This window comes from Bradyrhizobium betae (genome assembly GCF_050632175.1).
Lineage (GTDB): Bacteria > Pseudomonadota > Alphaproteobacteria > Rhizobiales > Xanthobacteraceae > Bradyrhizobium > Bradyrhizobium betae_B.
On the sequence record NZ_CP192576.1, the window covers coordinates 3,334,847 to 3,360,610 of the forward strand.

Here is a 25,764-nt window from a genome sequence, read left to right on the forward strand (position 1 = left end):
GCGCTCCGTCAGCGGTGCGCTGCAGAGCCGGCGCTCATGTCGCGGCGAGTCCGGGACACGGGAGCTACGATTTCGGAAACGTCGCCCTGAACTGCGCCGGATAGCGGGCCGCCTGCAAGCCGCCGCGCGCGACGTAGGACGCGATCAACGCCCACCACAGCCCGGCATTGCCGAATGATTGCAGCGCCCACCAGGTGGCCAGGAAGATTGCAAGCGCGGCCAGCATCAGATTGCGCATCTCGCGCGCCCAGGTCGCGCCGATATAGATGCCATCGAAGCCGAAGGCGAAAACGCCGGGCAGGGGCGCGAATACGACGAACGGCAGGAACTCGCGCGCAGCTCGCCGGACGGCTTCGCTTGCCGTCATGAAATCGATCAGGGCCGGCCCGAACAGGGCGAACAGCGCCGCGACCACCAGCGCGAAGCCGAGTCCCCACAGCAGCACCAGCCGGGTCGAATCCGCAAAGCCCCTGGCATCGCGCGCGCCAAAAGTTCGGCCGCAAAGCTGCTGGGCTGCGTTGGCAAGGCCGTCGAGGAAGAAGGCGCTGACCAGCAGGAAATTGTTGAGCACGGAGTTTGCGGCCAGCGTGACGTCGCCGGCGCGGGCCCCCTTGGCGGTGAAGAACAGGAAGACGGCGATCAGCGCCGCAGTGCGGATCAAGATGTCGGAGTTCACCGACAGCAGCCGCATCAGCTTGTCCCGGTCGAACAGCGTCGCGCGAGGACTGGCAAGCCCGCCATCCGCAAAGTGCCGGCACACGATCACACCGAGCACGAAACCGATCGTCTCCGACAGCAGCGCGGCGACCGCCGCGCCTGCGATGCCGGTGTCGTAGACCAGCACCAGCAGAATCGTCGCCACCATGTTGACGAGGTTGATGGCGACCTGGAGCAACAGCGCCGGATTGGCACGGGCCTGGCCGATCAGCCAGCCGAGTATGACGTAGTTGGCGAGTGCGAGTGGCGCCGACCAGATCCGGATCATGAAATAGGACTTGGCGGCGTGCGTGACGCCTTCGCTGCCGCCCATCAGGTCGAACAGCGCCGTGGCCAGCGGCAATTGCAATGCGATCAACGTAGCGCCGATCAGGCCGGCGACGATGAAGCCGCGCATCAGGATCGCGGTCAGCTCAAAGGTCTCGCCGGCACCCAGCGCCTGCGCGGTGAAGGCGAGCGTGCTCATGCGCAGGAAGCCGAACAGCCAGAACAGGCAGTCGAAGATCACCGACGCCATCGCGACGCCGCCGAGCAGCGCGGCATCGTCCAGCCTTCCGATCGCGGTGGTCGAGACCACGCCGATCAGCGGCGTGGTCAAGTTCGCGACCATCGCGGGACCGGCGATGGCGAAGACCTGGCGTGAGCCGACCCTGGGATGAACGGGCGCGTGCATCAGTTGTGTCTACCGGCCCATCGCCCCTGGTCGGGCTTACCGGCCGCGCGGTGCGCCGAACACGCGCATCAGCAGCCAGACCGGGATCACGATGACGGCGCCGAGCAGGAAGTAGCGCCACAGCCAGTTCACCGTGTCGAAGCCGAGATCCCACAGGCGCTGGAACAGCAGGCGGATGCTGGTGAGGATGTTCCAGGGATCGAATCCGATCGCGGCGAGCACGACGCCGACCAGGATCGAGAGCAGGACCAGGCGAAACGCGACCGCCAGCGGCGAGCCGCCGAGAAAGCGGTTCAGCCCATCGCTGCGGCCGGCCGGCAAATCTCTGACGTCTTGGACCATCTCAAACTCCTTGGCGGATTCGACCCATTATAGGGCACGGCGAGGCACATGGGGAACCCGCAACGGGGCGTCAATCGGCTTACCGCGTTTTAATTCAGGCAAGAACATGCGGCAGGCCGGCTGCAGCCTCACCCGCGTGCGGGAGAGGTCGGCGCGTAGCGCCGGGTGAGGGTTCTATCCTCCGGGGGAATCCCAATGCGGCGATACCCTCTCCCCAACCCTCCCCCGCGTGCGGGCGAGGGGGCGCACTGCCGTCGTGGCGAGATCGAACGTTTTCACGCATCAACCTCCACCTCCGTCTTCAGCATCTTTTCCAGCGTTTCCAGCCGGTCCGCCTCGCGCGGCGGCTTGTCCCAGCGCAAGCGGCTGATGCGGGGAAAGCGCATGGCGACGCCGGATTTGTGCCGTGGCGAGCGCTGCAGGCCCTCGAAGGCGACCTCCAGCACCAGCCCCTTGTCGGGCTCGTGCACGACATGGCGCACGGGGCCGAACTTCTCCGTGGTGTTGCGGCGGACGAAGCGGTCGATCTGGAGCAGTTCCTCGTCGGTGAAGCCGAAATAGGCTTTTCCGACCGGCACCAGTTCCTGGACGTCATCGCCGCCGGTCCAGACGCCAAACGTGTAGTCGGAGTAGTAGGACGAGCGCTTGCCGTGGCCGCGCTGCGCATACATCAGGACGGCATCGATGATGTGCGGATCGCGCTTCCACTTCCACCATTGCCCCTTCGGCCGCCCGGGCAGGTACGGCGCATCGCGCCGTTTCAGCATCACGCCCTCGACGGCGTCGGCATCCTCGCCCGCGCCTGCACTCGCAGGATCGGCACGCGCGGCAGTCAATGCGTCCCAGCTTGCGAAGGGGACGGTTGGCGACAGATCAATGCGGGGATCCCCAAGCTTCGCCACGAACGTCTCCAGCCGTTCGCGCCGCCCCGCGAAAGAGAGCTCGCGCAGATCGGTCTCGTCGTCACCAAGCAGATCGTAGGCGCGCAGGTGAATCGGAAACTCCTTGATCAGCTTCGGCGAGACGAGCTTGCGGTTGAGCCGCTGCTGCAGGACGTTGAAGCTCTGCACGCGGCCTTCGCGCAGGATCAGCAGTTCGCCGTCGATCGCGCCTGGCAGCCGCAGCGACGGTACGAGGTCCGGAAAGCTTCCCGTGATGTCCTCGCCGGTGCGCGAATAGAGCCGCGCGGTGATTTGCCCGCGCTCGTCGCGGCCGGCCACCGCCTGCACGCGGATGCCATCCCATTTCCATTCGGCGACGTAGTCGGCGGGATCGAGACCCGCGAAATCACTGTCCTCGATCGCATGCGCCAGCATCACCGGCCGGAACGGCGCAGGATCGCGGTTGATCGGCTTTTCGGCGCGGCCCTCCAGCCAGGCGAACAGGTCGAGATAGGGGGCGCTGAGACCTGGCCAGATCAGCTCGACCTCGTGGGGATCCTTGTCGCCGAGTGCTGCGGCCGCGGTCTTCGCCAGCCGAGCGGAAATGCCGATGCGCAATGCCCCGGTGACGAGTTTCAGCAATGCCCAGCGACCGGTTTCGTCGAGTTCGTCGAGCCAGCGTTCGATCTGCTTTGGCAGCTCGGTCTTGCCGAGGGTGCGCAGCGTGGTGACGACCTCGGTGAGGGTGGGGGGCGGTGGGTTGTTATGGTTGCTGGGGTGAGGGGACTCACTGGCCTCCCGCCCGCGGTACCCCCCTCCCTGACCCTCCCCCGCAAGGGGGAGGGAACGGCGGGGTTCGTGCGTCCATCACTTTCGGAATCGCCGCCTGTCGTTTTTCTTGCTGGCAGCGCCGCGCTCCGCTGCGCTCCCTCCCCCTTGCGGGGGAGGGCGAGGGAGAGGGTGGCTCGGAAAAGATTCGTCATTCTTGACGTTCCTCTTCGGCCACATCAGCGCCACCGTCTCCGAGAGATCGCCGACATAGTCATAACTCAATCCGAACAGCACCGGATCGGTGCGCGATGCGATCAGGTCGCGAATCAGCGCAGGCTTGGCGTGCTTGAAGCTGAGCGCGCCTGTGAGCGCCGCCAGCGCGTAGCCGCGGTCGGGATCGCCGACCTCGCGAAAATAGCCGGTGATCAGCCGCAGCTTGTTGTTGCGGCCGGGCTCGTAGGCGAGGCGGTCCAGAAGTTCGGCGAAGCGGTTCATGCGTCGGCCTCGTCGGCAAGCGGCGTCCCGCTTTCCTCCTCGTCGCCATAACCGACCAGGTCGAGCGGCTGCGCCCGCAGGCCTTGCGACTTGCACCAATGCACCAGCGCGTCTTCCTGGCCGTGGGTGACCCAGATCTCGCCGGCGCCGGTCGCGGCGATGGTAGCGGTGAGGCCGTCCCAGTCGGCATGGTCGGAGATCACCAGCGGCAGCTCAATGCCGCGCTGCCGGGCGCGAGCGCGCACGCGCATCCAGCCGGATGCGAAGGCCGTGACGGGATCGGGAAAGCGCCGCGTCCAGACGTCCGACGTCGCCGAAGGCGGCGCCAGCGTGATGGTGCCGGCAAGCGCCGCCTTCTTCACGCCCATCACCGGCCTGAGCTCGCCGAGCGGAATCCCCCGGCTCTGATAGTAGTGCGTGATCTTCTCCATCGCGCCATGCAGGTAGATCGGCGCGTCGTAGCCGGCCTGCCGCAGCAGCGCGATCACCCGCTGCGCCTTGCCGAGCGAATAGGCGCCAACGAGATGCGCGCGCTCGGGAAACAGCGCGACGGAGGCGAGCAGCTTCTCGACCTCGCCCGCGGCATCGCCGTGCCGGAACACCGGCAGTCCAAACGTGGCCTCGGTGATGAAGACGTCGCAGGGCACCAGCTCGAACGGCGTGCAGGTCGGGTCGGGCGCGTCCTTGTAGTCGCCGGAGGCGACGATGCAAATGTCCTTGGCTGTCACAGCGACCTGCGCCGAGCCCAGCACGTGGCCGGCCGGGTGAAACTTCACCCTGGTATCGCCGAGCCGGATCTCCTCGCCGTAACCGATCGCCTGCGTCGCGCCGGCAAAGTTCTCGCCATAGCGCAGCCGCATCATGTCCAGCGTTTCCTGCGTCGCCAGCACCGCGCCGTGGCCGGCGCGGGCATGGTCGGAATGGCCGTGGGTGATCACGGCCCGCTCCACCGGGCGGACAGGGTCGATATGGAAGCCGCCGGGCTTGCAGCACAGGCCGCTTGCCACTGGCATCAGGATGTCTTGCGGACGCATGCCTGCTATATAGGTTGCGACCCCGCGTCTTCGAGTCATCCGCCCGTTTCTCGTCTGGTTCCCAATGCCCCTGCGCTTGTTCCACTCCTCCGGCGATCTCATGGCCGACCGTCGTTTCGAGTTCGCGCGCGATCTCCAGCTCAAGGGCGATCTGCCCGCCGCTGCCGACCTGATCGAGCAGGCCATCGAGCTCGCGCCGAATTTTACCTCGGCCTGGTTCACGCTCGGCGAAATCCGCGCCCAGCTTGGCGAGCGTGACAAGGCGATCGCGGCGTTTCGAAAATCGCGGGAGTGCGATCCCGACGACAAGCACGGTGCCCATTTGCATCTGATACGGCTTGGCGACGAGCAATTGTCCGAGATGCCCAAGGCCTATGTGCAGGCGCTGTTCGATCAGTACGCACCGCGCTTCGAGCACACGCTCATCAACGACCTCGGCTACCGCGCGCCGTCGCTGATTTTCAAGGCGGTGGTGGCCGCCCGCGTCGCTGCGAAGAAGCCCGCCTTGTTCAAGCGCGCCATCGATCTCGGCTGCGGCACCGGGCTCGCGGCCGCCGCATTCGCAAAGCAGGTCGATCATTTCGTCGGCATCGATCTGTCGCCCGGCATGATCAAGCAGGCACGCGCCAGCGGTCTTTATGCCGGGCTCGAAGTCGCCGACATGATCGAAGGCCTGCGCGGCAAGGACGATGCGAGCGTGAACCTCGTCGTCGCCGCTGATGCCTTCGTCTATCTCTCCGATCTCGCGCCGGTGCTGAGCGAAGCACAGCGAGTCCTCGCATCCGGTGGCGTGCTCGCCTTCACGCTGGAGACTCATGGTGGCAACGGGATCGTTCTTGGCGGAGGCCTGCGCTATGCCCATTCGGCGGAATATGCACGCGCTGCGATTGCGATGGCCGGCCTCAAGCTGTTGACACTGGAGCAGGCCTCGCCGCGCGTCGAGAACAACGAGCCGGTCAGCGGTCTCGTTGTCGTCGTCGAGAAAACTTGAGTCTAGGCGCTAAACACTCTGCAATTTGAGCGTCATTGCGTCGCAAAGCGACGACTTCCCACTTGCGAGCGGAGCTGCGATGCCAGCACAATGCGCGCACTAGGGAGAAGCAAAACAATGACGAAGAATCCATCGCGGCGCGATTTCAGCGCCGGCGCGCTCGCAACCATCGCTGCATCCACATTGCCCGCGCCTTACCTCTGGGCCGCCGAGAAGAAATACGATGCCGGTGCCAGCGACACCGAGATCAAGATCGGGCAGACCGTGCCGCATTCCGGTCCCGGCTCGCTCTACGGCGTGCTCGGCCGCATCGGTGAGGCCTATTTCCAGATGCTGAACGAGAAGGGCGGCATCAACGGACGCAAGGTCAAATTCCTCACCATGGACGACGCCTACAGCGCGCCAAAATGCGTCGAGGCGACACGGCGTCTGGTCGAGCAGGAAGAGGTGCTCGCGCTCTACGGTTCGCTCGGCACCGCGCCGCAGACCTCCGTGCACAAATACCTGAACTCCAAGGGCGTTCCACAGCTCTTACTCAACACCGGCGCGTCGAAGTGGAACAATCCGAAAGAGTTCAAATGGACCATGGCGGGCCTGCCGCTCTATCCGACCGAGGCGCGCATCCTCGCGCGGCACGTCGTGAGCGTGAAGCCGAACGCCAAGGTCGGCATCCTCTACCAGAACGACGATTTCGGCCGGGACTTCCTCGGTCCGTTCAAGAAAGTGCTGGAAGAGGCCGGCGGCACCGCGAAGGTGATCATGGAGCAGACCTACGATCTCACCGATCCGACGGTCGATTCCCAGCTCATCAACCTCTCGAAGTCGGGCGCCGACGTGTTCTACAACATCTCCACCGGCAAGGCGTCGTCGCAGTCGATCCGCAAGGTCGCCGAGCTCGGCTGGAAGCCGCTGCAACTCTTGTCGGCAGGCTCCACCGGCCGCTCGATCCTCAACGCCGCTGGTCTCGAAAATGCCACCGGCATCGTCGCCATCCGGTACAACAAGGAAGTCGGCCTGCCCAAATGGGAGAAGGACCCCGACGTGATGGCGTTCGAGGAGCTGCGCAAGAAGTATACGCCGGCGATCGATCAGGACAACACGATCGCGTTCGCCGGCTACGGCCAGGCCGTGACCATGGGCGAGATCCTGCGCCGCTGCGGCGACGATCTCACCCGCGCCAACGTGCTAAAGCAGGCGTCGAACCTCAACGGCTTCCACTCGCCCTACTTCCTCGACGGCGTCAATTACAGCTACACGCCCGACGACTACACGCCGATGAAGACCCTCTTCATTTCCACCTTCACCGGCAAGGACTGGGACATCTCCGACAAGCCGATGTCGGAGTGAGGCGACTTTCTTCCCTTCTCCCCTTGTGGGAGAAGGTGGCGCGAAGCGCCGGATGAGGGGTTCCATCCGCGCACTCGAAAGAGAATAACGCGTGGAGAGAATCCCTCACCCGTCTCGCCCCTAGCGCGGCAATCCACCCTCTCCCACAAGGGGAGAGGTTGAGCGGCGTCCCGCTATTCGCAGAGCTTACACTCCCCCTCGACGAACCCGGCCCCACGGCTTACCTGTGATGCGTGCCGCCCCGCATCCGCAAAATTCCGGCCGAATCCGCCGCCTTGCTGCCCGACCGCTTCAGAGCGTGGTTCGCGGCCCGCGGTTGGTCGCCGCGAGCGCATCAGCTAGCGCTGCTGGAGAAGGCGCGCGACGACGCCAGCGCGCTGCTGATCGCGCCGACCGGCGCGGGCAAGACGCTGGCGGGATTTCTGCCGACGCTGGTGGAGCTGAGTTCCGTCCCCCTGCCGCGGTGAAGTCCGTGATCTCCACCGGCCGCAACGTCCAACGCAGCGGCGGCCTCCACACGCTCTACATCTCGCCGCTGAAGGCGCTCGCCGTCGACATCGCCCGCAATCTGGAGCGGCCGGTCGCCGAGATGGGGCTGCCGATCAAGATCGAGACCCGCACCGGTGACACACCGACGTCGCGACGTCAGCGCCAACGGCGCTATCCGCCGGATGTCCTGCTGACGACGCCCGAGCAGCTCGCGCTGCTGCTCTCCTCCGACGATGCGCCGTTCCTGTTTTCCTCGCTCAAGCGCATCGTGCTCGACGAGCTGCACGCGCTGGTGACCTCCAAGCGGGGCGATCTGCTGTCGCTCGGGCTGGCGCGGCTGTGGCGGCTGGCCCCGCAGATGCGCGCGATCGGCCTGTCGGCGACAGTGGCCGAGCCGGAATCGCTGGCGCGCTTTCTGGTGCCGCAACCGAAAGATAAGGCGGAATCGGCCGATATCGTCATCGCCGGCGGCGCCGCGCCGCCACTGGTCGAGATGCTCGACACGCGCGAGCGGCTGCCCTGGGCCGGCCACAGCGCGCGTCACGCGCTTCCCGAAATCTACCAGCTGATCAAGCAGAACAAGACCACGCTCGTCTTCGTCAACACCCGCAGCCAGGCCGAAATGCTGTTCCAAAATCTCTGGAGCATGAATGACGACAATCTGGCCATCGCGCTGCATCACGGTTCGCTCGACGTCGCCCAGCGCCGCAAGGTCGAAGACGCGATGTCGGCCGGCCGACTGCGCGGCGTGGTCTGTACCTCTTCGCTCGATCTCGGCGTCGACTGGGGTGACGTCGATCTCGTCGTCAATATCGGTGCCCCCAAGGGCTCCTCGCGCTTGATGCAGCGGATCGGCCGTGCCAACCACCGTCTCGACGAAGCCTCTCGCGCGGTGCTGGTGCCGGCGAACCGTTTCGAGGTGCTGGAGTGCCGCGTTGCCATCGACGCCATCGCCGAGAATGCGCAGGATACGCCGCCCCTGCGCACCGGCGCTCTCGACGTGCTGGCCCAGCACGTGCTCGGCTGTGCCTGCGGCGAGCCGTTTCTCTCTGATGAGCTCTACGACGAGGTGCGCACCGCAGCGCCCTACGCGGATCTGACGCGCCAGGATTTCGACGATGTCGTCGATTTCGTCGCGTCCGGCGGCTACGCGCTGAAAACCTATGAGCGCTTCGCTCGCATCAAGCAGGACAAGCGGGGCCGCTGGCGCGTCGCCAATCCGAAGGTGCGGCAGAGCTACCGCATGAATGTCGGCACCATCGTCGAGGACGACATGCTGAAGGTGCGGCTGGTGCGTTCGCGCGGTGGCGGTCAGGGAAAAACAGGCGGCTCGACAGGGGTGATCGCGCGCGGCGGCAGGTTGCTCGGCGAGATCGAAGAGGCCTTCATCGAGGGCCTCTCGCCCGGCGACACCTTCGTGTTCTCAGGCGAGGTGGTGCGCTACGAAACCCTGGTCGAGGATCAGGTCTACGTTTCGCGCGCGCATGACAAGGACCCGAAGGTGCCGTCCTATATGGGCGGCAAGTTCCCGCTCTCGACCTATCTCGCCGAGCGGGTGCGCCGGCTGCTGGATGACAGCCGCGCGTGGAACGGCTTGCCGGAGCAGGTGCGCGACTGGTTGTCGCTGCAAAAGGATGTGTCGCGTGTGCCCGCGGTGCGCGAGCTGCTGGTCGAAAGCTTTCCGCGTGCCAACAAGCATTACATCGTCTTCTACCCTTTCGAGGGACGCCTCGCGCACCAGACACTCGGCATGCTCCTGACGCGCCGGCTGGAGCGGGCCCGCGCGCGGCCGCTCGGCTTCGTCGCCAACGAATATGCGGTGGCGATCTGGGCGCTCGGCGACATGTCATTCATGATCCGAAACGGCAAGCTCGACCTCAACGCGCTGTTCGACCCTGACATGCTCGGCGACGACCTCGAGGCATGGCTCGCCGAGTCCGCGCTGATGAAGCGGACGTTCCGCAATTGCGCGATCATCTCCGGCCTGATTGCCCGCCGTCACACTGGCGAAGAGAAGAGCCGCCGCCAGGTGCTGTTCTCGACCGATCTCGTCTACGACGTCCTGCGCAAGCACCAGGCTGATCACGTGCTGCTCCGTGCCGCGCGCGCCGATGCGGCCACAGGCCTGCTCGATCTGCGTCGTCTCAGCGACATGCTCACCCGCATCCAGGGCCGCATCACCCACCGGGAACTCGATCGTGTCTCCCCGCTCGCCGTCCCCGTGATGCTGGAAATCGGCCGCGAGTCAGTCTATGGCGAAGCTGCAGACGAGCTCCTGGCGGAAGCCGCCGACGAGCTGGTCAAAGAGGCGATGGGATAAGCTGCTGTTACAATGATTTTTCGGAGTGCAACTCTCTCCACGTCGTCATGCCCGGGCTTGACCCGGGCATCCACGTCCTTCTTGCAGTGCCAAGAACGTGGATGGCCGGGACAAGCCCGGCCATGACGGAGCAAGTGGCGCTATCGATCACCTCAACACTTGCGCTGGATATTGCCGGCGTATCTCTCCACGCCGACCTCTCCGGCGCGCTCTATTGGGAAGAGCAGCGCCTGCTCGTCGTCTCCGACCTGCATCTGGAGAAGGGCTCCAGCTTCGCCAAGCGCGGCGTGCTGCTGCCGCCATACGATACGATCGCGACGCTCAGCCGTCTCGCTGCAGTCATTTCCCGCCATGATCCGCGCGTGGTCATCGCACTCGGTGACAGCTTTCACGATCGCACCGCGCATGGACGCTTGTCGGTGGGCGACCGCGACGCAGTGGCAGCGCTTCAGGCCGGCCGCGACTGGATATGGATCTCGGGCAATCACGATCCCGAGCTGCCGCGCGATCTCGGCGGCACCGTCGCCGACGAAGTCGCGATCGGCCCGATCACCTTCCGCCATGAGCCGACTGGCGCGCATGGCGAGATCGCCGGCCATCTGCACCCCAAAGCCCGTGTCTCCGCGCGCGGGCGGTCGATGGAGCGCCGGTGCTTCGCCAGCGACGGGATGCGCGCCGTGATGCCTGCTTTCGGCGCTTATGCCGGTGGCCTCAGCATCCGCGATGCGGCTTTCGCAAGAATCTTCCCGAAGAACGGCTTCGTGGCTCATCTGCTCGGCGACCGCCGCGTCCACGCCATCGCGGCCTCGCGCTGCCACTGAGGCTTTGGTCGCCTCGGAACAAATTAAGAACACTTTAGCAAGTCTTTGATATATCGTTGTGATTCGGCGCGTTGCCGACACAATATCTAGCGTCTGTCAGACTCTGCGAGGACTACATGTCCACCATTGCCTTCGATCAATTCGCGCTCACCCGGATCGCCGATTTCGCGCGTTCGCTGTCGCGGCTGCACCAGGCGGCGCGGCGCTACGCGGTCGATGACGACCAGTTCGACCGCGAGTTCAACGCGGTGTGCCAGTCGATCTGGGGCTACACCATCGACGATGTCAGCGACGATCTGTTCTCGCCCGACGACCATCTGTTCCTGGACACGCTGGACGAAGCGCAGGCGCGCATTTTCGCGGCCGAGCAGGGTTATGACCTCGTCGACGACCAAGGCATGCTGACCGACTGGTGGGGCTTCTGCTGGATGATCCTGGCCGAGAAGCGTGGCCTGCTGACGGCGGACAACCGCGCCGCCGCGCGCGCGGCGATCGAGGAGAAATATCTGGCGGCACCGAATGTGATCGGGGTGATCATCGGGAGATAGTGCCTCCGTCATTGCGAGGAGCGATTGCAGGCGGGGCTTACTCCAATCCCGCCCGCTTCGCCGATTTCTGCGCCGTCGTCTTCGGCACCGTCACATCAGGCAACGCCTCGCGGACGATCTCGGCCTGTGCCGGTGTATCGGCAGACACCGTCTCTGCCCGCACCGGCGCCACCTTCATCTCGCCAAGGCGCGCGCGAACCTGCGCGGTGAGGCCGGGATAGGAGGCGACCGGGGTGAAGTCCGGCGCCTGGTCGTTGCCGACGCGGATGCCGGTATAGGCGACGAGACCGTCGGTGGTGGCGATCACGTCGCCGGCCTTCAACGAGGGATCCAGCGCGAGATCGACCGGGGCGAGGCCGACCGGCTCGCGGCCGTTGCAGGTGCAGTCCGAACGCAGCGCCTTGCGATAGGCGAACGCGTTCTCGCTGTCGGTGTAGCGCTCGCCGGTCTGTGAGGCGGCGCCGTCGATCGACGAGCCGAAATAGACCTTGGTCGTGCTGGCAGGACAGAACGCCTGGCACATCTGCGCGGGCGAGGCGAGGCCGCGCATCAGCGGAAAATACTTGCCGTCGCAGCTGCGCACGCAGAAGGCCGGGCCGGAGCCGCCGGCGGCAGCCGAACGGGTCGGCGGCACATATTGCGGGGTCGCATTCTGCTGGCCGGTGAAGGGATCGGCGTAGGAGCTCGCCTGCTGCGGCACCTCACGCTGCGGCCGCTTCTGCTGCACGCCGCCGAAGAAGAAGTCGAACAGGCCTTCGGCCGACACCGGGGCGGGAGCCGCAAGCAGCGGGGCTGCCAGGGTGGCAGCCACAAGCATCGCGCGACGCCGCCGGCGCGCATGGGACATGATTGTACGCAACGCTGACTCCACCCGACGCTACCGAACAGGCCGCGACCCGCGCGGCCTTGGCACATGATTCACCATAAAGCGGGATGGTAAATGAGGGGTTGAGGGAGCCTGCACCACTAAGCTCGTCATGGCCGGGCTTGTCCCGGCCACCCACGATCTCTGGTGCTGCAGAGACGTGGATGCCCGGGTCAAGCCCGGGCACGACGGCGGAGGAGAACGCTCTGCTGCGTTTACGCCTTCAAGAATTCAGACGCCTTGTACAGCGAGCGGAACGGCAGGCCGGCTGCATCGAACGTGTCGGTGGCGCCTTCCTCGCGGTCGACCATGGTCAGCACCAGCACCACTTCGGCCCCGGTCTCGCGCACGGATTCCACCGCCTTCATCGCCGAGCCGCCGGTGGTGGTGACGTCCTCGACGATCACCACGCGCTTGCCGGCAAGCGTCTCGCCCCTCGGCAGCCCCTCAATCGCGAGCTTGGCGCCATGCTCCTTCGGCTTCTTGCGCACGAAGAACGCCGCGATCGGATGGCCCTTGATCCAGGAGATCTGCGCCAGCGCGCCGGCGAGCGGCACCGCGCCCATCTCGAGGCCGCCGATGAAGTCGAGCTTGTCGTCCTTCAGCGTCTCATAGGTCAGCTCGGCGAGCAGGGTTGCGCCCTCCGGGTCGAGCATGGTCGGCTTGAGGTTGAAGTAGAAATCGCTCTTGCGGCCTGACGCCAGTGTGACGTCACCGCGGCCGAAGGAGCGCCGGCGGATGATTTCGAACAGGCGGGCGCGGGAGGCTGATTTCGACACGGCGGTCCCTCGGGAGCATTTTCTGAAGGTGGCGGAATTTATCCGCGACGGTCGCGACATTCCAGAGGGGACAGGTCCAGTCAACAGGGATCGGCCGACGGTCGGCCATCCCGGTCCGCCGGTTGTGGGGTACAGCCATCCGGAGTAGTGGAGGGCCCAATCCTATTGGGCAAGGAAACAGGGCATGACCATCGAACTCCACACCTGGAACACGCCGAACGGCCGCAAGATCTCGGTCGCGCTGGAGGAAATGGGACTGCCCTACAAGGTGGTCCCGGTGAACATCACCAAGGGCGAGCAGATGGCGCCGGACTTCCTGACGCTGTCCCCGAACAACAAGATTCCTGCGATCGTCGACCCCGAGGGCCCGGACGGCAAGCCCGTCAGCATCTTCGAATCCGGCGCCATCCTGCTCTATCTCGGCGAAAAGACCGGCAAATTCCTGCCGAAATCGCTCTCGGGCCGCATTCCCGTCTACGAATGGCTGATGTGGCAGATGGGCGGCTTTGGGCCGATGCCCGGCCAGGTGCATCATTTCATCGCACTCGAGAATGAGCAGGACCGCGCCTATGGCCTCAAGCGCTACATGGCCGAGACGCGCCGGCTCTATGGCGTGCTGGACCGCCGGCTCGCGGACCACGACTTCGTCGCCGGCGACCTTTCGGTCGCTGATTTCGCGATCCTTGGTTGGGCCTGGCGCCACCCTCGCCACAAGGTTGATCTGGCCGATTTCCCCAACGTCAAGCGTTGGTACGACGCCCTGATGGCGCGTCCGGCGGTGAAGCGGGGCATGGACGCGAAGCTGGATTGAGGTTGGACGCTGTCGTCACCCGCGGAGGCGGGTGACCCAGTACTCCGTGACGCCAGTGATTGAGCCGAAAACCTGCGGGGTACTGGATGCCCCGCCTGCGCGGGGCATGACAGCGTCGTGCCTCACACCTTCCGCGCCTCGACCGCCATCCGGACCGCAAGCCCGGCCAGCACCGTCCCCATCAGCCAGCGCTGCACCAGCATCCAGCTCGGCCGGCTCGCCAGGAACAGCGCGATCGATCCGGCCGCGAGCGCGATCATGGCGTTGACGCTGACGCTGATCGCGATCTGGATCGCTCCCAGCATCACCGACTGCGCCAGCACGCTGCCGGCTGTTGGGTCGATGAACTGCGGCAGCAGCGCCAGATACAGCATCGCGATCTTAGGATTGAGCAGGTTAGTGACGAAGCCCATCGTGAACAATTTGTGCGGGCTGTCGATCGCGAGCTGCTTCACCTGGAACGGCGAGCGTCCGCCGGGCTTCACCGCCTGCCACGCCAGCCACAGCATGTAGCCCGCGCCGGCAAAGCGCAGCGCGTCATAAGCAAAGGGAATGGCGAGCAACAGCGCCGTGATGCCGAACGCCGCGCACAGCATGTAGAACACGAAGCCCAGTGCCACTCCGCCAAGTGAGACGATGCCGGCCGCCGGCCCCTGCGTGATCGAGCGCGAGATCAGATAGATCATGTTCGGCCCGGGCGTGAGCACGAGACCGAGAGAGACGAGGGCGAAGCCGAGCAAAGCGGAGGTGTGGGGCATGGGCGAACCGGTGCGGGAGATGGTTCGATTCTAATATGCCAGGGTTCGCGTCGCCATCGTGCAATTGCTCGGAGGACAATTCGGTATGGTCCGGCGAACGCGGTGCGCTCCCTCGCCCCGTTCTTACGGGGGCGCGACGAGCCTCGCTCGCGCTGGGAGGGTTGGGGTGAGGGGTTCTCTCCACACGTGAGATGGTCGTGGCACTTGTACCCCCTCACCCGGATCGCGCTGGACGATGCTTCGCATCGCCGGGGGCAATCCGACCTCTCCCCGCAAGCGGGGCGAGGTCAAGAAGAGATCAATGCGCCTCGTCCCAGTTCTTCGCCGCGCGTGCATCGACGTGCAGCGGCACGGACAACAGCACTGCCGGGAACGGTGCGTCCTGCATCACGTGCTGCACGACCGGCAGCGTCGCAGCCACTTCGTCGTCAGGCACCTCGAAGATCAGTTCGTCGTGCACCTGGAGCAGCATCTGCGCCGAGAGCTTCTTCTCGGCGAGCGCGTCCTCCACCCGGGTCATGGCGCGGCGGATGATGTCGGCGGCGGTGCCCTGAAGCCGCGCGTTGATCGCGGCGCGCTCGTTGAAGGCGCGCACCGAGGCGTTCGACGCCTTGATGTCGGGGTAGTGCATCTTCCGGCCGAACAGCGTGGTGACGTAGCCGTGGCTCCGGCAGAAGTCGCGCGTCTCGTCCATATAGGCGCGGATGCCGGGGAAGCGCTCGAAATACTTCTTGATGTAGGCGGAGGCCTCCTCGCGCGCGATGCCGAGCTGGTTGGCGAGGCCGAACGCCGAGATGCCGTAGATGATGCCGAAATTGATCGCCTTGGCACGGCGGCGGATCTCGCTCGGCATGCCCTCGACCGGCACGCCGAACATTTCCGAGGCCGTCATGGCGTGAATGTCGAGGCCGTCCTGGAACGCCTGCTTCAGCACGGGGATGTCGGCGATCTCCGCCAGCAGCCGCAACTCGATCTGCGAATAGTCCGCGGAGACCAGCTTGTGCCCGGGCGTCGCGATGAAGGCGCGGCGGATCTTGCGGCCGTCCTCGGTGCGCACCGGAATATTCTGCAGGTTCGGCTCGTTCGACGACAGCCGGCCCGTCGTGGTCGCGGCCAGCGCGTAGGTGGTGTGCACGCGATGGGTCTGCGGATGGACGTAGGTCGGCAGCGCGTCGGTATAGGTCGATTTCAGCTTCGAGACCTGGCGCCACTCCAGAATCTTCCGCGGCAGGTCGTGGCCCTGCTCGGCGAGTTCGTCCAGCACCTGCGCGGTGGTCGACCACGCGCCGGTCTTGGTCTTGGTGCCGCCGGACAATCCCATCTTGCCGAACAGGATGTCGCCGATCTGCTTGGGGCTGCCGACATTGACCGGCTCGCCGGCGATCTCCTGGATCTCGGCTTCGACGCGCGCCGCGGTCTGGGCGAAATCGCCGGACAGCCGTGACAGCACCTGACGGTCGATCGAGATGCCGCGCCGCTCCATGCGTGCGAGCACCGACACCAGCGGCCGCTCCAGCGTCTCGTAGACCGTTGTCATGTGCTCGGCGACGAGACGCGGCTTCAGCACGCGCCAGACGCGCAGGGCCATGTCGGCGCCTTCGGCCGACAGCGGCGCGGCCTTGTCGATCGGGACCTGGTCGAAGGTGATCTTGCCCTTGCCACTGCCGAGCAGTTCACTCTCCTTCAGCATGGCGTGGCCGAACCAGTGCTCGGCGAGCGAGGCAAGTTCGTTCGAACCTCGGCCGGCATCGAGCACATAGGAGATCAGCTTGGCGTCGTCGGTGTTGCGCAGCGTTATGCCGTGCTGGGCCAGCATCACGGCAGTGAACTTGACGTCGAAGCCGATCTTGAGGATGCCTGATGCTTCCAGCACCGGCCGCAACGCTTCAATGGCGTCGTCATGCCTGACCTGATCGGGCGCGAGACCGGCGTCGAACAGGCCGGCGCCGCCGCCGGACTGCTTGTGCGCCAGCGGCAGGTAGCAGGCCTCGTTCGGCGCCAGCGCCAGCGCGATGCCGCAGAAATCGGCCTGCATCGGGTCGATGGAGTTCGCGCGGATCTCGATTGCGACATGGCCGGCATCGTGGATGCGCGCGATGAAGGCGTTCAGTTCGGCGAGCGTCTTGATCGTTTGATATTTGTCGCGATCGACCGGAAGCTTGCGCAGCGCTTCCTCGCGCGCTGTAGCCAGCGAGATCGGCGCGCCCTTGAGGCTCGCGGCCTTGTCGCCCTTGTCGCCGCCCTTATCGTAGCCTTTGGCCGTTGCGGCAGGGGTTGCGAAGAGGTCGCCTGATGTTCCGGACAATGGCGTCTTGGCCGCACTGTCGCCGCCGCGGGCCTCGCTGCTGTTCGCCACGTCGGCGTCGACATTGGCCGGATCGATCTGCGAATAGTCGGCGACGCGGCGGGTCAGCGTCGAGAATTCCATCGCCTTGAGGAAGGCGATCAGCTTCCGTGCGTCGGGCTCGTGAACGGCGAGATCGTCGAGCGGTACCTCCAACGCGACCTTGTCGTCGAGCAGCACCAGCTGGCGCGAGATCCGCGCCTTCTCGGCATGCTCGATCAGAGCCTCGCGCCGCTTCGGCTGCTTGATCTCCGTAGCCCGGAACAGCAGCTGTTCGAGGTCGCCATATTCGACGATCAGCTGCGCCGCGGTCTTGATGCCGATGCCGGGCACGCCCGGCACGTTGTCGGTGGAATCGCCGGCGAGCGCCTGCACCTCGACCACCTTCTCCGGCGGCACCCCGAACTTCTCGATCACCTCGGGGATGCCGATGCGCCGATCCTTCATGGTGTCGTACATCGTGATCTTGTCGTTGACGAGCTGCATCAGATCCTTGTCGGAGGACACGATGGTCGTGGAGGCGCCGCGGTCGCTGGCCTGCCGCGCATAGGTCGCGATCAGATCGTCGGCCTCGAAGCCGCTCTGCTCCAGGCAGGGCAGGTCGAAGGCGCGCACGGCCTCGCGGATCAGCGCGAATTGCGGGATCAGATCGTCAGGCGCCGGCGGCCGGTGCGCCTTGTATTCGGGATAGATCTTGTTGCGGAAGGTGACCTCGGACTTGTCGAACACGATGGCCAGATGCGTCGGCCGATTGTCGGCAGGCATGTCGCGCAGCAGCTTCCACAGCATGTTGCAGAAGCCGAGCACGGCGTTGACCTGCAAGCCGTCGGACTTGCGGTTGAGCGGCGGCAGCGCGTGATAGGCGCGGAAGATGTAGCCGGAACCGTCCACCAGGAAGACGTGATCGCCCTTGCCGGCAGCTCTCGCTGCAACCGGTTTGGCAGCAGGCTTGTCAGCAGCGGGTTTGGTGTCGGCTTTGGCGGCGGTCTTCGGTGCGGTTTTGGGCATGGCCGCAATGTATGAATTTTTGCGGACTTTGACAGCCTTGGGAGGGTGATTTTTGGCTTGCGGATGCCGCTATCCCCACTGTCGTTCCCCGCATCCCCCGCTGTCATTCCCCGCGAAAGGCGGGGAATCCAGTACGCTGCGGCTTCTCGGCTCAATCAGCGATGTCTCGGCGTACTGGGTCGCCGGTCAAGCCGGGCGACGACACCGAGAATGGCTCTACTCGGCCGCCTGCAACATCGGCCCCGCCTTCTTCGGCGCGATCCAGAATGCAGCCGGGCGCTCGAACAGGAAACGGGCACCGAACCGCAACGCGACCTGCCAGATTGTCAGCGCTCCGATCACGCCGACAATGGTGACGATCAGCGATACTGTGCCGATATCGGGGATGATGCCCGTGCGCAGCAGCAGCGTCCGCGTCGCTGCCATCGGCAGGAAGAAGGCGAGATAGATCACGATCGAATGCTCGCCGCAGAAGCGGAAAAGTTCAACCACTGGGCGCGAGCGAGCAGCGTACCCATGGTGATGATGGCGCCGGCGCCGGCGAAGCCGAGCACGAGCGAGACGATCTTCCATTCGCTGGCCCCCGCCTCGACGAGGCCGGCGTTGATCAGGGCCCATGTCGCGAGCGCGGCCAGTGCCGACGGAGGATGGCTGCGGGCGCGATCCGACAAGGCGAACACGTAAGGCGCGAACAGATAGCCCGAGTAGAAGTAGACGAAGCGCGCGCAGAACTCGTCGATTGCGGTCCAGCCTGTCGAGATGCGCGCCGTCTCCAGCGCAGCGGCGATGAGCCAGATCGCCAGCGGCGGGAATCGCCGTGTCAGTTTTGTGACGACGAAGAAGATCGGCAGCAGATAGATGAACCAGAGCGTGCCGAACGGCTCGATGAAGGATTGCAGATACAGCAGGCCGACGTCGCGCCAGCTTGTCTCCGCTGCGAAGGCCGGCGCCTTGAAGCCGAACTGGATTGTCACCCAGACGACATAGAAATAGGCGAAATGCACGACCTTGCGGTCGAGATAGGTTCGCCAGTCGCGATCGATCACCAACGGCAGGAACAGGCCCGAAATCAGGAAGAAATCCGGCATCCGGAACGGCTTTGCGAAGGCCACCAGCACATGCATGAAGCCGGTCTCGCCGGCGGCGAGCTCGACCCCCAGCACCGAATGCATCATCACGACCATCACGATGCAGATGCCCTTGGCGTAGTCGATCCAGTCAATACGCGCGGTAGCCGGGGCGTTGACGCCTCCGCTCGCGGCGATTGTGCCTGATGATGCCATGGTGTCCCTTTTCGAGGCGTGCTCCGCCCGGTTCTGTGCGGGCGTGAAGCAGTGTGGGCCCTTGCGGTTTACGATTTCTTTACCGGCACAATTCGCATGCCGGTTTTTGCGTGCCGACTGTTCCCTCAGGCCGGGAAAGTGCTAAACCGCCCCGCATTGGGGTTTCGTTAACCAAGCCAGAACAGGGTTTTTCATGCGCATCGCGATGATCGGAACGGGCTATGTGGGACTGGTGTCCGGAGCCTGCTTTGCGGATTTCGGTCACGACGTCACCTGCGTCGACAAGGACGAGAAGAAGATCGCTGCGCTTCATCGCGGCGAGATCCCGATCTATGAGCCCGGCCTCGACGAGCTGGTCGCGACCAACGTCAAGGCCAGGCGTCTGGACTTCACCACCGATCTGTCGAAGCCGGTCGCGGATGCCGATGCGGTCTTCATCGCGGTTGGTACGCCCTCGCGCCGCGGCGATGGTCACGCCGATCTGTCTTATGTCTACGCCGCCGCGAAAGAGATCGCGCAGTCGCTGTCCGGATTCACCGTGGTGGTGACGAAGTCGACCGTGCCTGTGGGCACCGGCGACGAGGTCGAGCGCATCATCCGCGAAACCAATCCCAAGGCTGACGTCGTCGTCGCCTCCAATCCCGAATTCCTGCGCGAAGGCGCCGCGATCCGCGACTTCAAATTCCCCGACCGCGTCGTGGTCGGGACCTCGGACGAGCGAGGCCGCAAGGTCATGGGCGACATCTACCGCCCGCTGTCGCTGAACCAGGCGCCGCTGATGTTCACGGAACGCCGCACCGCCGAGATGATCAAATACGCCGCGAACGCGTTCCTCGCGACCAAGATTACCTTCATCAACGAGATCGCGGACTTGTCGGAAAAGGTCGGCGCCAACGTGCAGGAGGTCGCGCGCGGCATTGGCCTGGACAACCGCATCGGCACCAAGTTCCTGCACGCGGGTCCCGGCTTCGGCGGCTCCTGCTTCCCGAAGGACACCAAGGCGCTGATCAAGATCGCGCAGGATTACGACGTCTCCCTGCGCATCGTCGAATCCGTGTTGGCGGTCAACGAGAACCGCAAGCGTGCGATGGCGCGGAAAGTGAGCCAGGCGCTCGGCGGTAGCTTGCGCGGCAAGACCGTCGCCGTGCTCGGCCTCACCTTCAAGCCCGACACCGACGACATGCGCGACGCGCCGTCGATCCCGCTGGTCACCGGCCTGATCGACATGGGCGCGAAGGTCAGGGCGTTCGACCCCGTCGGCATGGAGCAGGCCAAGGGTGAACTCCCCAGCATCACCTATTGCGAGGATGCCTATTCCTGCGCGCAAGGCGCCGACGCGCTCGTCGTCGTCACCGAATGGGTCCAGTTCCGCGGCCTCGATCTGGACCGGCTGAAGGCGACCATGGCTCAACCCGTCGTCGTCGACCTCCGCAACATCTATAGCCCCGAAGACATGCGTGCGGCCGGCTTCACCTACGAAAGCGTCGGCCGCCCGTCGGCGCAGGGCTGATCGCGACATACGATTGTCATACCCCGCGAAGGCGGGGTATCCAGTAATCCCGATCTTCGTGATGATTGGGACCCTGCTTACTGGATCCCCCGCCCCAGTGCGCAATTGCGCACAGGCGGGAATGACGGGACCCAATTACTTGCCTCGCAGCTTCGACACGCCCCTCCCGATCGATGCCGTGCTCGACGACCTCTCGCGCACGCTGGAGGCGCATAACGCTGCCGTGCTGGTGGCTCCTCCTGGCGCCGGCAAAACCACCCGTGTGCCGCTGGCGCTGCTCGATGCGCCCTGGGCCAAGGGCAAGAAGATCATCGTCCTGGAGCCGCGCCGTATCGCCGCGCGCGCCAGCGCCGATCGCATGGCCAAGTCGCTTCAAGAACGCACCGGCGAAACAGTCGGTTACCGCGTCCGCTTCGGCTCGAAAATCTCGCGCGCGACCCGCATCGAGGTGGTGACCGAGGGCATCTTCACCCGCCAGATTCTCGACGATCCCGAACTCTCGGGCATTGCCGCAATCCTGTTCGACGAATTCCACGAGCGCTCGCTCGATGCGGATATGGGCCTTGCTCTGGCACGCGATGCGCAAACCGGCCTGCGCGAGGATCTGCGAATCCTGGTGATGTCGGCGACGCTCGACGGTGCGCGCGTCGCAAAGCTGCTGGGCGACGCGCCTGTCGTCGAGAGCGAAGGCCGCGCGTTTCCGGTCGAGACGCGCTATCTCGGCCGCAAGGCCGACGCGCCGATCGAGCGGCAGATGGCGGATGCGATCACCTCGGCCCTGCGCGCCGATGGCGGCTCCGTGCTGGCGTTCCTGCCGGGCGCCGCCGAAATCCGCCGCACCCAGAATTTTCTGGCCGAGCGCGTTCAGGATGCCAGCATCGAGATCGTGCCGCTGTTCGGCGCGCTCGATGCCGCCGTGCAGGACCGTGCCATCTCACCCCCGCCCAAGGGCACGCGCAAGGTGGTGCTGGCGACCTCGATCGCGGAAACCTCGCTTACCATCGAAGGCGTCCGCATCGTGGTCGATTCCGGTCTCGCCCGTGTGCCGCGCTACGAGCCGGACATCGGCCTGACCCGGCTCGAGACCGTACGCGTCTCGCGCGCGGCGGCGGATCAGCGCCGCGGGCGTGCCGGCCGTACCGAGCCGGGCATCTGCTACAGGCTCTGGGACGAGCCGCAGACCGCCTCGCTCGCGCCCTACACCCAACCGGAAATCCTCAGCGCCGACCTGTCCTCTCTGGTGCTCGATCTCGCCCAATGGGGCGTCTCCGATCCTGCCGCGCTGTCGTTTCTTGATCCGCCGCCGCAGCCGGCCTGGAAGGAGGCGAAAAGCCTGCTTTCCGAACTCAACGCGCTCGACGGCGATGGCCGCATCACCGCGGAAGGCAAGAGCCTGCGCGCGCTGGCGTTGCCGCCGCGGCTGGCGCGCATGATCGTGGATTCACATCGCGCAGGCGAGGGCGAAGCCGCCGCCGAGATCGCCGCCATTCTCACCGAGCGCGGGCTCGGCGGCGACAGCGCCGATCTCGAGCACCGGCGAGACCAGTTCCGCCGTGACCGTTCGCCGCGGGCCGCCAGTGCGCGCGATCTGGTGCGGCGCTGGGCCTCACAAGTCGCGGTGTCGGAAAAAGCGGGGACGCAGGAGGATCTCTCCACCGGCCTGATGCTCGCCTACGCCTTCCCGGATCGCGTCGCGCGCAACCGCGGCAACGGCAGTTTCGTGCTCGCCAACGGCCGCGGCGCCGCCGTCGAACAGACCTCATCGCTCGCCCGCGCGCCCTATATCGCGATCGGTGAAATGACGGGAACGGCGGCGAGCGGCCGCATATTGCTGGCCGCGCAAATCACGCAGGACGAGATCGAGCGGCACTTCGCCGAGCATATCGAAGCCGTCGACGACATTTTCTTCGATCGCGGCGCGATGGCGCTGCGGGCGCGGCGTAAGCGGATGCTGCACGCGATCACGCTCTCCGAGGCGACGCTTGCGGTCTCGCCCTCGGAGGACACCGCGCGAATCTTTGCCGACGGTCTGATCGCAGCAGGGCTCGACCGGTTGCCCTGGTCGAAGGCCGCCAAGCAATGGCGCGACCGCGTCATGTTCCTGCGCAAGGCCGAGGGTGACGGCTGGCCTGACTTGTCGGACGACGGATTGATCGCGCGGCGTGACGATTGGCTGGTGCCGGCGCTCTATGACAAGATCGCGCTCAAGGACATCTCTGCCGGCGATCTCTCGGATGCGCTGATGTCGCTGCTATCTTGGGAAATGCGCGCGCGGCTCGACCGCGAGGCGCCGACACATTTCGAGGCGCCGACCGGCACCGTGCTTGCGGTCGACTACGAGGCCGAGCAGGGGCCGACGATCGCGGTGCGGCTGCAGGAATTGTTCGGACTCAACACCCATCCGTCGATCGCCGCCGGCAAGGTGCCGCTGGTGCTGGAATTGCTGTCGCCGGCGCAGCGCCCGGTGCAGGTGACGCGCGATCTCCCCGGTTTCTGGCGCGGCAGTTACGCCGGGGTTCGCTCCGACCTGCGTGGCCGCTATCCGCGCCATCCCTGGCCGGAGGATCCGGCAAGTGCGCTGCCGACCCGGCGGGTGAAGCCGCGCGGGACATGAGAAGCCACGAACGCGCATTAACCGTTCGCTCATCCTTTTCGTCAAAATGACACCGGCCAAGCCGCCGCAATGCTCGCGGACCGGCGCGGCGCGTGGTGAAGTCGGGCTTTCGGCTCGGAAGTGGTGTGATGCGTAACATTATGATCATCGCGGCCGTCCTGATCGGTCTCGGCACGTACATGGCGCAGATGGCGGACAGGATGAGTTCCGCCTCCGCGACGTCAGCACCGCGGACGACGGTCGCCGTCGCGGCTACGGTGCCGGCAGGTGGCCGCAGCCTCAATATCCCCCGCGATGGTCGCGGTCATTTCCAGACCGACGGCCGCATCGACGGCCAGCGCATCGGCTTCATGATCGACACCGGCGCGTCCGTGGTGGCGCTGAACGAGACCTCCGCCGCCCGCTTCGGCCTGCGGCCCTCGCGTAGCGAGTACAACGCCACCGTCTCCACCGCCAACGGCACCATCAAGGCCGCGCGCACCCGGATTGCCATGCTTGACGTCGGCGGCCTGATCGTGCGGGACGTCGACGCCATGGTGCTGCCCGACGAGGCGCTGTCCGAGAACCTGCTCGGCCTGTCCTTCCTGTCCCGCCTCAAGCGCTTCGAATACGCCAACGGCCAGATGGTGCTGGAGCAGTAGGGGTCTGTCAGAGGCTCCGGCGACTGTATATTTCAAGAATGTCTCTGTTTGACGGCTCCCGCGGTCGGATTCTTTCCGTTACCAAACTGCCGCAATTATCATCCATAAGGCGCCAATCCCGCCTTCCGCTGTGGCCCGGCATTCGCTAAGGCTGCATCAATTCCTGCCATTTTCACGAGACCGTCTCAATGTTTCCCAAGCCGAAATCCGTCTTGTTGCCCAACACTTACGCCTTCGAATCCGAGCCGATGGTGAAGGCCACGGGTTTCCGTGAATACGACGCGCGCTGGTTGTTCCAGAAGGAGATCAACCTGATGGGAATCCAGGCGCTCGGCATGGGGCTGGGCGCGCTGATCGCCGAACTCGGCGTCAGGCAGGAGATCGTCACCGGGCATGATTTCCGCGGCTATTCGGCCTCGATCAAATACGCGCTGATCTCCGGCCTGATGGCGGCGGGCTGCAAGGTGCACGACATCGGGCTTGCGGTGACGCCGATGGCCTATTTCGCGCAGTTCGATCTCGACGTGCCCTGCTGCGCCATGGTGACCGCTTCGCACAACGACAATGGTTGGACCGGCGTGAAGATGGGTGCCAACCGCCCGCTGACCTTCGGCCCCGACGAGATGACGCGGCTGAAGGAGATCGTGCTCAACGCCGATTTCAAGAACAAGGCCGGCGGCTCCTATCAGTTCCACGAAAACTATCCCGCGCGCTACATCACCGATCTCACGAGCCGTCCGAAGCTGACGCGCAAGCTCAAGGTCGTCGCGGCCTGCGGCAACGGCACCGCCGGCGCATTCGCGCCGCAGGTTTTGGAAGCGATCGGCTGTGAGGTGATCCCGCTCGACACCGAGCTCGACTACACCTTCCCGAAATACAATCCGAACCCTGAAGACATGGAGATGCTGCACGCGATCCGTGATGCGGTGCTGCAGCACAAGGCCGATGTCGGTCTCGGCTTCGACGGTGACGGCGACCGCTGCGGCGTCGTCGACAACACCGGCGAGGAAATCTTTGCCGACAAGGTCGGGGTGATGCTGGCGCGCGACATGTCGGCGATCCACAAGGACGCGCAGTTCATCGTCGACGTGAAGTCGACCGGCCTGTTCATCACCGATCCGGTGTTGCAGAAGCAGGGTGCGAAAACCACCTATTGGAAGACCGGTCATTCCTACATGAAGCGCCGCACCCACGAGACCGGCGCGCTCGCCGGCTTCGAGAAATCCGGCCACTTCTTCTTCAACAAGCCATATGGACGCGGCTATGACGACGGCCTCGTCTCGGCGCTCGCGATCTGCGACATGCTCGACCGTGCGCCCGGCAAGTCGATGGCGGATCTGAAGAACGCGCTGCCAAAAACCTGGTCATCGCCGACGATGTCGCCGCATTGCGCCGACGAGGTCAAATACGGCGTCATCGATCAGGTCGTGAAGCATTTCGAAGGCTTGCAGGCGAAGGGTGCGAAGATCGGCGGCCAGGCGATCCGCGATCTCGTTACCGTCAACGGCGTGCGCGTCACGGTCGAGGACGGCAGCTGGGGCCTGGTGCGAGCCTCCTCCAACAAGCCCGAGCTCGTGGTCGTGGTCGAGAGCCCGGTCTCCGAGCAGCGCATGCACGACATGTTCGAGATGGTGAACAGCGTGCTGCGCACCCATCCCGAGGTAGGCGAGTACAATCAGAAGATCTGAGCCAGGCCGGAGAGCCTGCGCTTGCCGCATCCAA

General features: G+C 65.3%; 16 protein-coding genes and 3 pseudogenes. 10 read left to right on the top strand and 9 right to left on the bottom strand.

Annotated features, from left to right (window positions below; translation table 11 throughout):
• Positions 1-64: 64 nt before the first annotated feature.
• The 4 genes and pseudogenes from ACQ86E_RS16000 to ACQ86E_RS16015 all read right to left on the bottom strand — a co-directional run bounded on the left by ACQ86E_RS16000 (position 65) and on the right by ACQ86E_RS16015 (position 4,913).
• A complete protein-coding gene (locus tag ACQ86E_RS16000; RefSeq protein WP_431206191.1) occupies positions 65-1,390 on the bottom strand; it encodes an MATE family efflux transporter in 1,326 nt (441 codons plus the stop codon).
• Between the two features lie 36 nt (positions 1,391-1,426).
• Entirely contained in the window at positions 1,427-1,732 is a 306-nt protein-coding gene (locus ACQ86E_RS16005; RefSeq protein ID WP_143842922.1) for a DUF6460 domain-containing protein, read from the bottom strand.
• A gap of 275 nt (positions 1,733-2,007) precedes the next feature.
• Positions 2,008-3,879 (bottom strand): annotated as a pseudogene (locus tag ACQ86E_RS16010) (cisplatin damage response ATP-dependent DNA ligase).
• Positions 3,876-4,913 (bottom strand): ligase-associated DNA damage response exonuclease, encoded by a 1,038-nt coding sequence (locus ACQ86E_RS16015; protein WP_431206192.1) that lies wholly within the window; start codon positions 4,911-4,913, stop codon positions 3,876-3,878. Before ACQ86E_RS16015 ends, ACQ86E_RS16010 begins: the two are co-directional and overlap by 4 nt.
• A gap of 64 nt (positions 4,914-4,977) precedes the next feature.
• Between ACQ86E_RS16015 and ACQ86E_RS16020 the strand changes: the two genes are divergently transcribed.
• The 5 genes and pseudogenes from ACQ86E_RS16020 (at position 4,978) to ACQ86E_RS16040 (ending at position 11,429) form a co-directional block, all read left to right on the top strand.
• Complete coding sequence (locus ACQ86E_RS16020) at positions 4,978-5,904, top strand: methyltransferase domain-containing protein (protein ID WP_431206193.1); 927 nt, start codon at positions 4,978-4,980, stop codon at positions 5,902-5,904.
• 117 nt (positions 5,905-6,021) lie between these two features.
• Positions 6,022-7,251, top strand: a complete 1,230-nt coding sequence (locus ACQ86E_RS16025; RefSeq protein WP_431206194.1) for an ABC transporter substrate-binding protein — start codon at positions 6,022-6,024, stop codon at positions 7,249-7,251.
• Between the two features lie 233 nt (positions 7,252-7,484).
• A pseudogene (locus ACQ86E_RS16030) lies at positions 7,485-10,060 on the top strand (ligase-associated DNA damage response DEXH box helicase).
• Positions 10,061-10,182: 122 nt separating this feature from the next.
• Complete coding sequence (gene pdeM / locus ACQ86E_RS16035; protein ID WP_431206195.1) at positions 10,183-10,881, top strand: ligase-associated DNA damage response endonuclease PdeM; 699 nt, start codon at positions 10,183-10,185, stop codon at positions 10,879-10,881.
• A 116-nt stretch (positions 10,882-10,997) separates the two neighbouring features.
• Entirely contained in the window at positions 10,998-11,429 is a 432-nt protein-coding gene (locus ACQ86E_RS16040; protein WP_151645098.1) for a hypothetical protein, read from the top strand.
• Between the two features lie 37 nt (positions 11,430-11,466).
• Here ACQ86E_RS16040 and ACQ86E_RS16045 read toward each other — a convergent pair whose 3' ends face one another.
• On the bottom strand, positions 11,467-12,246 hold the full coding sequence (locus ACQ86E_RS16045; RefSeq protein ID WP_431206196.1) for a DUF2865 domain-containing protein: 780 nt from the start codon (positions 12,244-12,246) through the stop codon (positions 11,467-11,469).
• Positions 12,247-12,509: 263 nt separating this feature from the next.
• Positions 12,510-13,073 carry an orotate phosphoribosyltransferase gene (pyrE, locus tag ACQ86E_RS16050; protein WP_431206197.1) on the bottom strand — a complete coding sequence of 188 codons (564 nt, stop codon included), beginning with the start codon at positions 13,071-13,073 and terminating at the stop codon, positions 12,510-12,512.
• Positions 13,074-13,257: 184 nt separating this feature from the next.
• Between pyrE and ACQ86E_RS16055 the strand changes: the two genes are divergently transcribed.
• Positions 13,258-13,884, top strand: coding sequence for a glutathione S-transferase family protein (locus ACQ86E_RS16055; protein WP_431206198.1), 627 nt, complete (start codon positions 13,258-13,260; stop codon positions 13,882-13,884).
• Positions 13,885-14,006: 122 nt separating this feature from the next.
• Here the strand turns inward: ACQ86E_RS16055 and ACQ86E_RS16060 are convergent, their stop codons facing one another.
• The 3 genes and pseudogenes from ACQ86E_RS16060 to ACQ86E_RS16070 all read right to left on the bottom strand — a co-directional run bounded on the left by ACQ86E_RS16060 (position 14,007) and on the right by ACQ86E_RS16070 (position 19,277).
• Positions 14,007-14,642, bottom strand: a complete 636-nt coding sequence (locus tag ACQ86E_RS16060) for a LysE family translocator (RefSeq protein WP_431206199.1) — start codon at positions 14,640-14,642, stop codon at positions 14,007-14,009.
• A 298-nt stretch (positions 14,643-14,940) separates the two neighbouring features.
• Positions 14,941-17,994: a DNA polymerase I gene (gene polA / locus ACQ86E_RS16065; RefSeq protein WP_431206200.1), complete on the bottom strand. Its 3,054-nt coding sequence runs from the start codon at positions 17,992-17,994 to the stop codon at positions 14,941-14,943.
• 216 nt (positions 17,995-18,210) lie between these two features.
• A pseudogene (locus ACQ86E_RS16070) lies at positions 18,211-19,277 on the bottom strand (acyltransferase family protein).
• Positions 19,278-19,470: 193 nt separating this feature from the next.
• Here ACQ86E_RS16070 and ACQ86E_RS16075 point away from each other — a divergent pair.
• The 4 genes from ACQ86E_RS16075 (at position 19,471) to ACQ86E_RS16090 (ending at position 25,730) form a co-directional block, all read left to right on the top strand.
• Entirely contained in the window at positions 19,471-20,787 is a 1,317-nt protein-coding gene (locus ACQ86E_RS16075) for a UDP-glucose dehydrogenase family protein (RefSeq protein WP_015689097.1), read from the top strand.
• 139 nt (positions 20,788-20,926) lie between these two features.
• A complete protein-coding gene (hrpB, locus tag ACQ86E_RS16080) occupies positions 20,927-23,401 on the top strand; it encodes an ATP-dependent helicase HrpB (protein ID WP_431206489.1) in 2,475 nt (824 codons plus the stop codon).
• 128 nt (positions 23,402-23,529) lie between these two features.
• The gene (locus ACQ86E_RS16085) at positions 23,530-24,042 is read left to right on the top strand and encodes a TIGR02281 family clan AA aspartic protease (protein WP_431206201.1); all 513 of its coding nucleotides are present in this window, start codon (positions 23,530-23,532) and stop codon (positions 24,040-24,042) included.
• Between the two features lie 188 nt (positions 24,043-24,230).
• Entirely contained in the window at positions 24,231-25,730 is a 1,500-nt protein-coding gene (locus tag ACQ86E_RS16090) for a phosphomannomutase/phosphoglucomutase (protein WP_431206202.1), read from the top strand.
• The last annotated feature ends 34 nt before the right edge of the window (positions 25,731-25,764 follow it).

Excerpts from the sequence above, each read along its gene's own strand:
- ACQ86E_RS16015 (WP_431206192.1), bottom strand. The coding sequence starts at position 4,913 with ATGCGTCCGCAAGACATCCTGATGCCAGTGGCAAGCGGCCTGTGCTGC.
- polA (WP_431206200.1), bottom strand. The coding sequence starts at position 17,994 with ATGCCCAAAACCGCACCGAAGACCGCCGCCAAAGCCGACACCAAACCC.
- ACQ86E_RS16085 (WP_431206201.1), top strand. The coding sequence starts at position 23,530 with ATGCGTAACATTATGATCATCGCGGCCGTCCTGATCGGTCTCGGCACG.
- ACQ86E_RS16045 (WP_431206196.1), bottom strand. The coding sequence starts at position 12,246 with ATGCTTGTGGCTGCCACCCTGGCAGCCCCGCTGCTTGCGGCTCCCGCC.
- ACQ86E_RS16020 (WP_431206193.1), top strand. The coding sequence starts at position 4,978 with ATGCCCCTGCGCTTGTTCCACTCCTCCGGCGATCTCATGGCCGACCGT.
- ACQ86E_RS16060 (WP_431206199.1), bottom strand. The coding sequence starts at position 14,642 with ATGCCCCACACCTCCGCTTTGCTCGGCTTCGCCCTCGTCTCTCTCGGT.
- ACQ86E_RS16005 (WP_143842922.1), bottom strand. The coding sequence starts at position 1,732 with ATGGTCCAAGACGTCAGAGATTTGCCGGCCGGCCGCAGCGATGGGCTG.
- ACQ86E_RS16040 (WP_151645098.1), top strand. The coding sequence starts at position 10,998 with ATGTCCACCATTGCCTTCGATCAATTCGCGCTCACCCGGATCGCCGAT.
- ACQ86E_RS16000 (WP_431206191.1), bottom strand. The coding sequence starts at position 1,390 with ATGCACGCGCCCGTTCATCCCAGGGTCGGCTCACGCCAGGTCTTCGCC.
- ACQ86E_RS16055 (WP_431206198.1), top strand. The coding sequence starts at position 13,258 with ATGACCATCGAACTCCACACCTGGAACACGCCGAACGGCCGCAAGATC.
- ACQ86E_RS16075 (WP_015689097.1), top strand. The coding sequence starts at position 19,471 with ATGCGCATCGCGATGATCGGAACGGGCTATGTGGGACTGGTGTCCGGA.
- ACQ86E_RS16090 (WP_431206202.1), top strand. The coding sequence starts at position 24,231 with ATGTTTCCCAAGCCGAAATCCGTCTTGTTGCCCAACACTTACGCCTTC.
- pdeM (WP_431206195.1), top strand. The coding sequence starts at position 10,183 with ATGACGGAGCAAGTGGCGCTATCGATCACCTCAACACTTGCGCTGGAT.
- ACQ86E_RS16025 (WP_431206194.1), top strand. The coding sequence starts at position 6,022 with ATGACGAAGAATCCATCGCGGCGCGATTTCAGCGCCGGCGCGCTCGCA.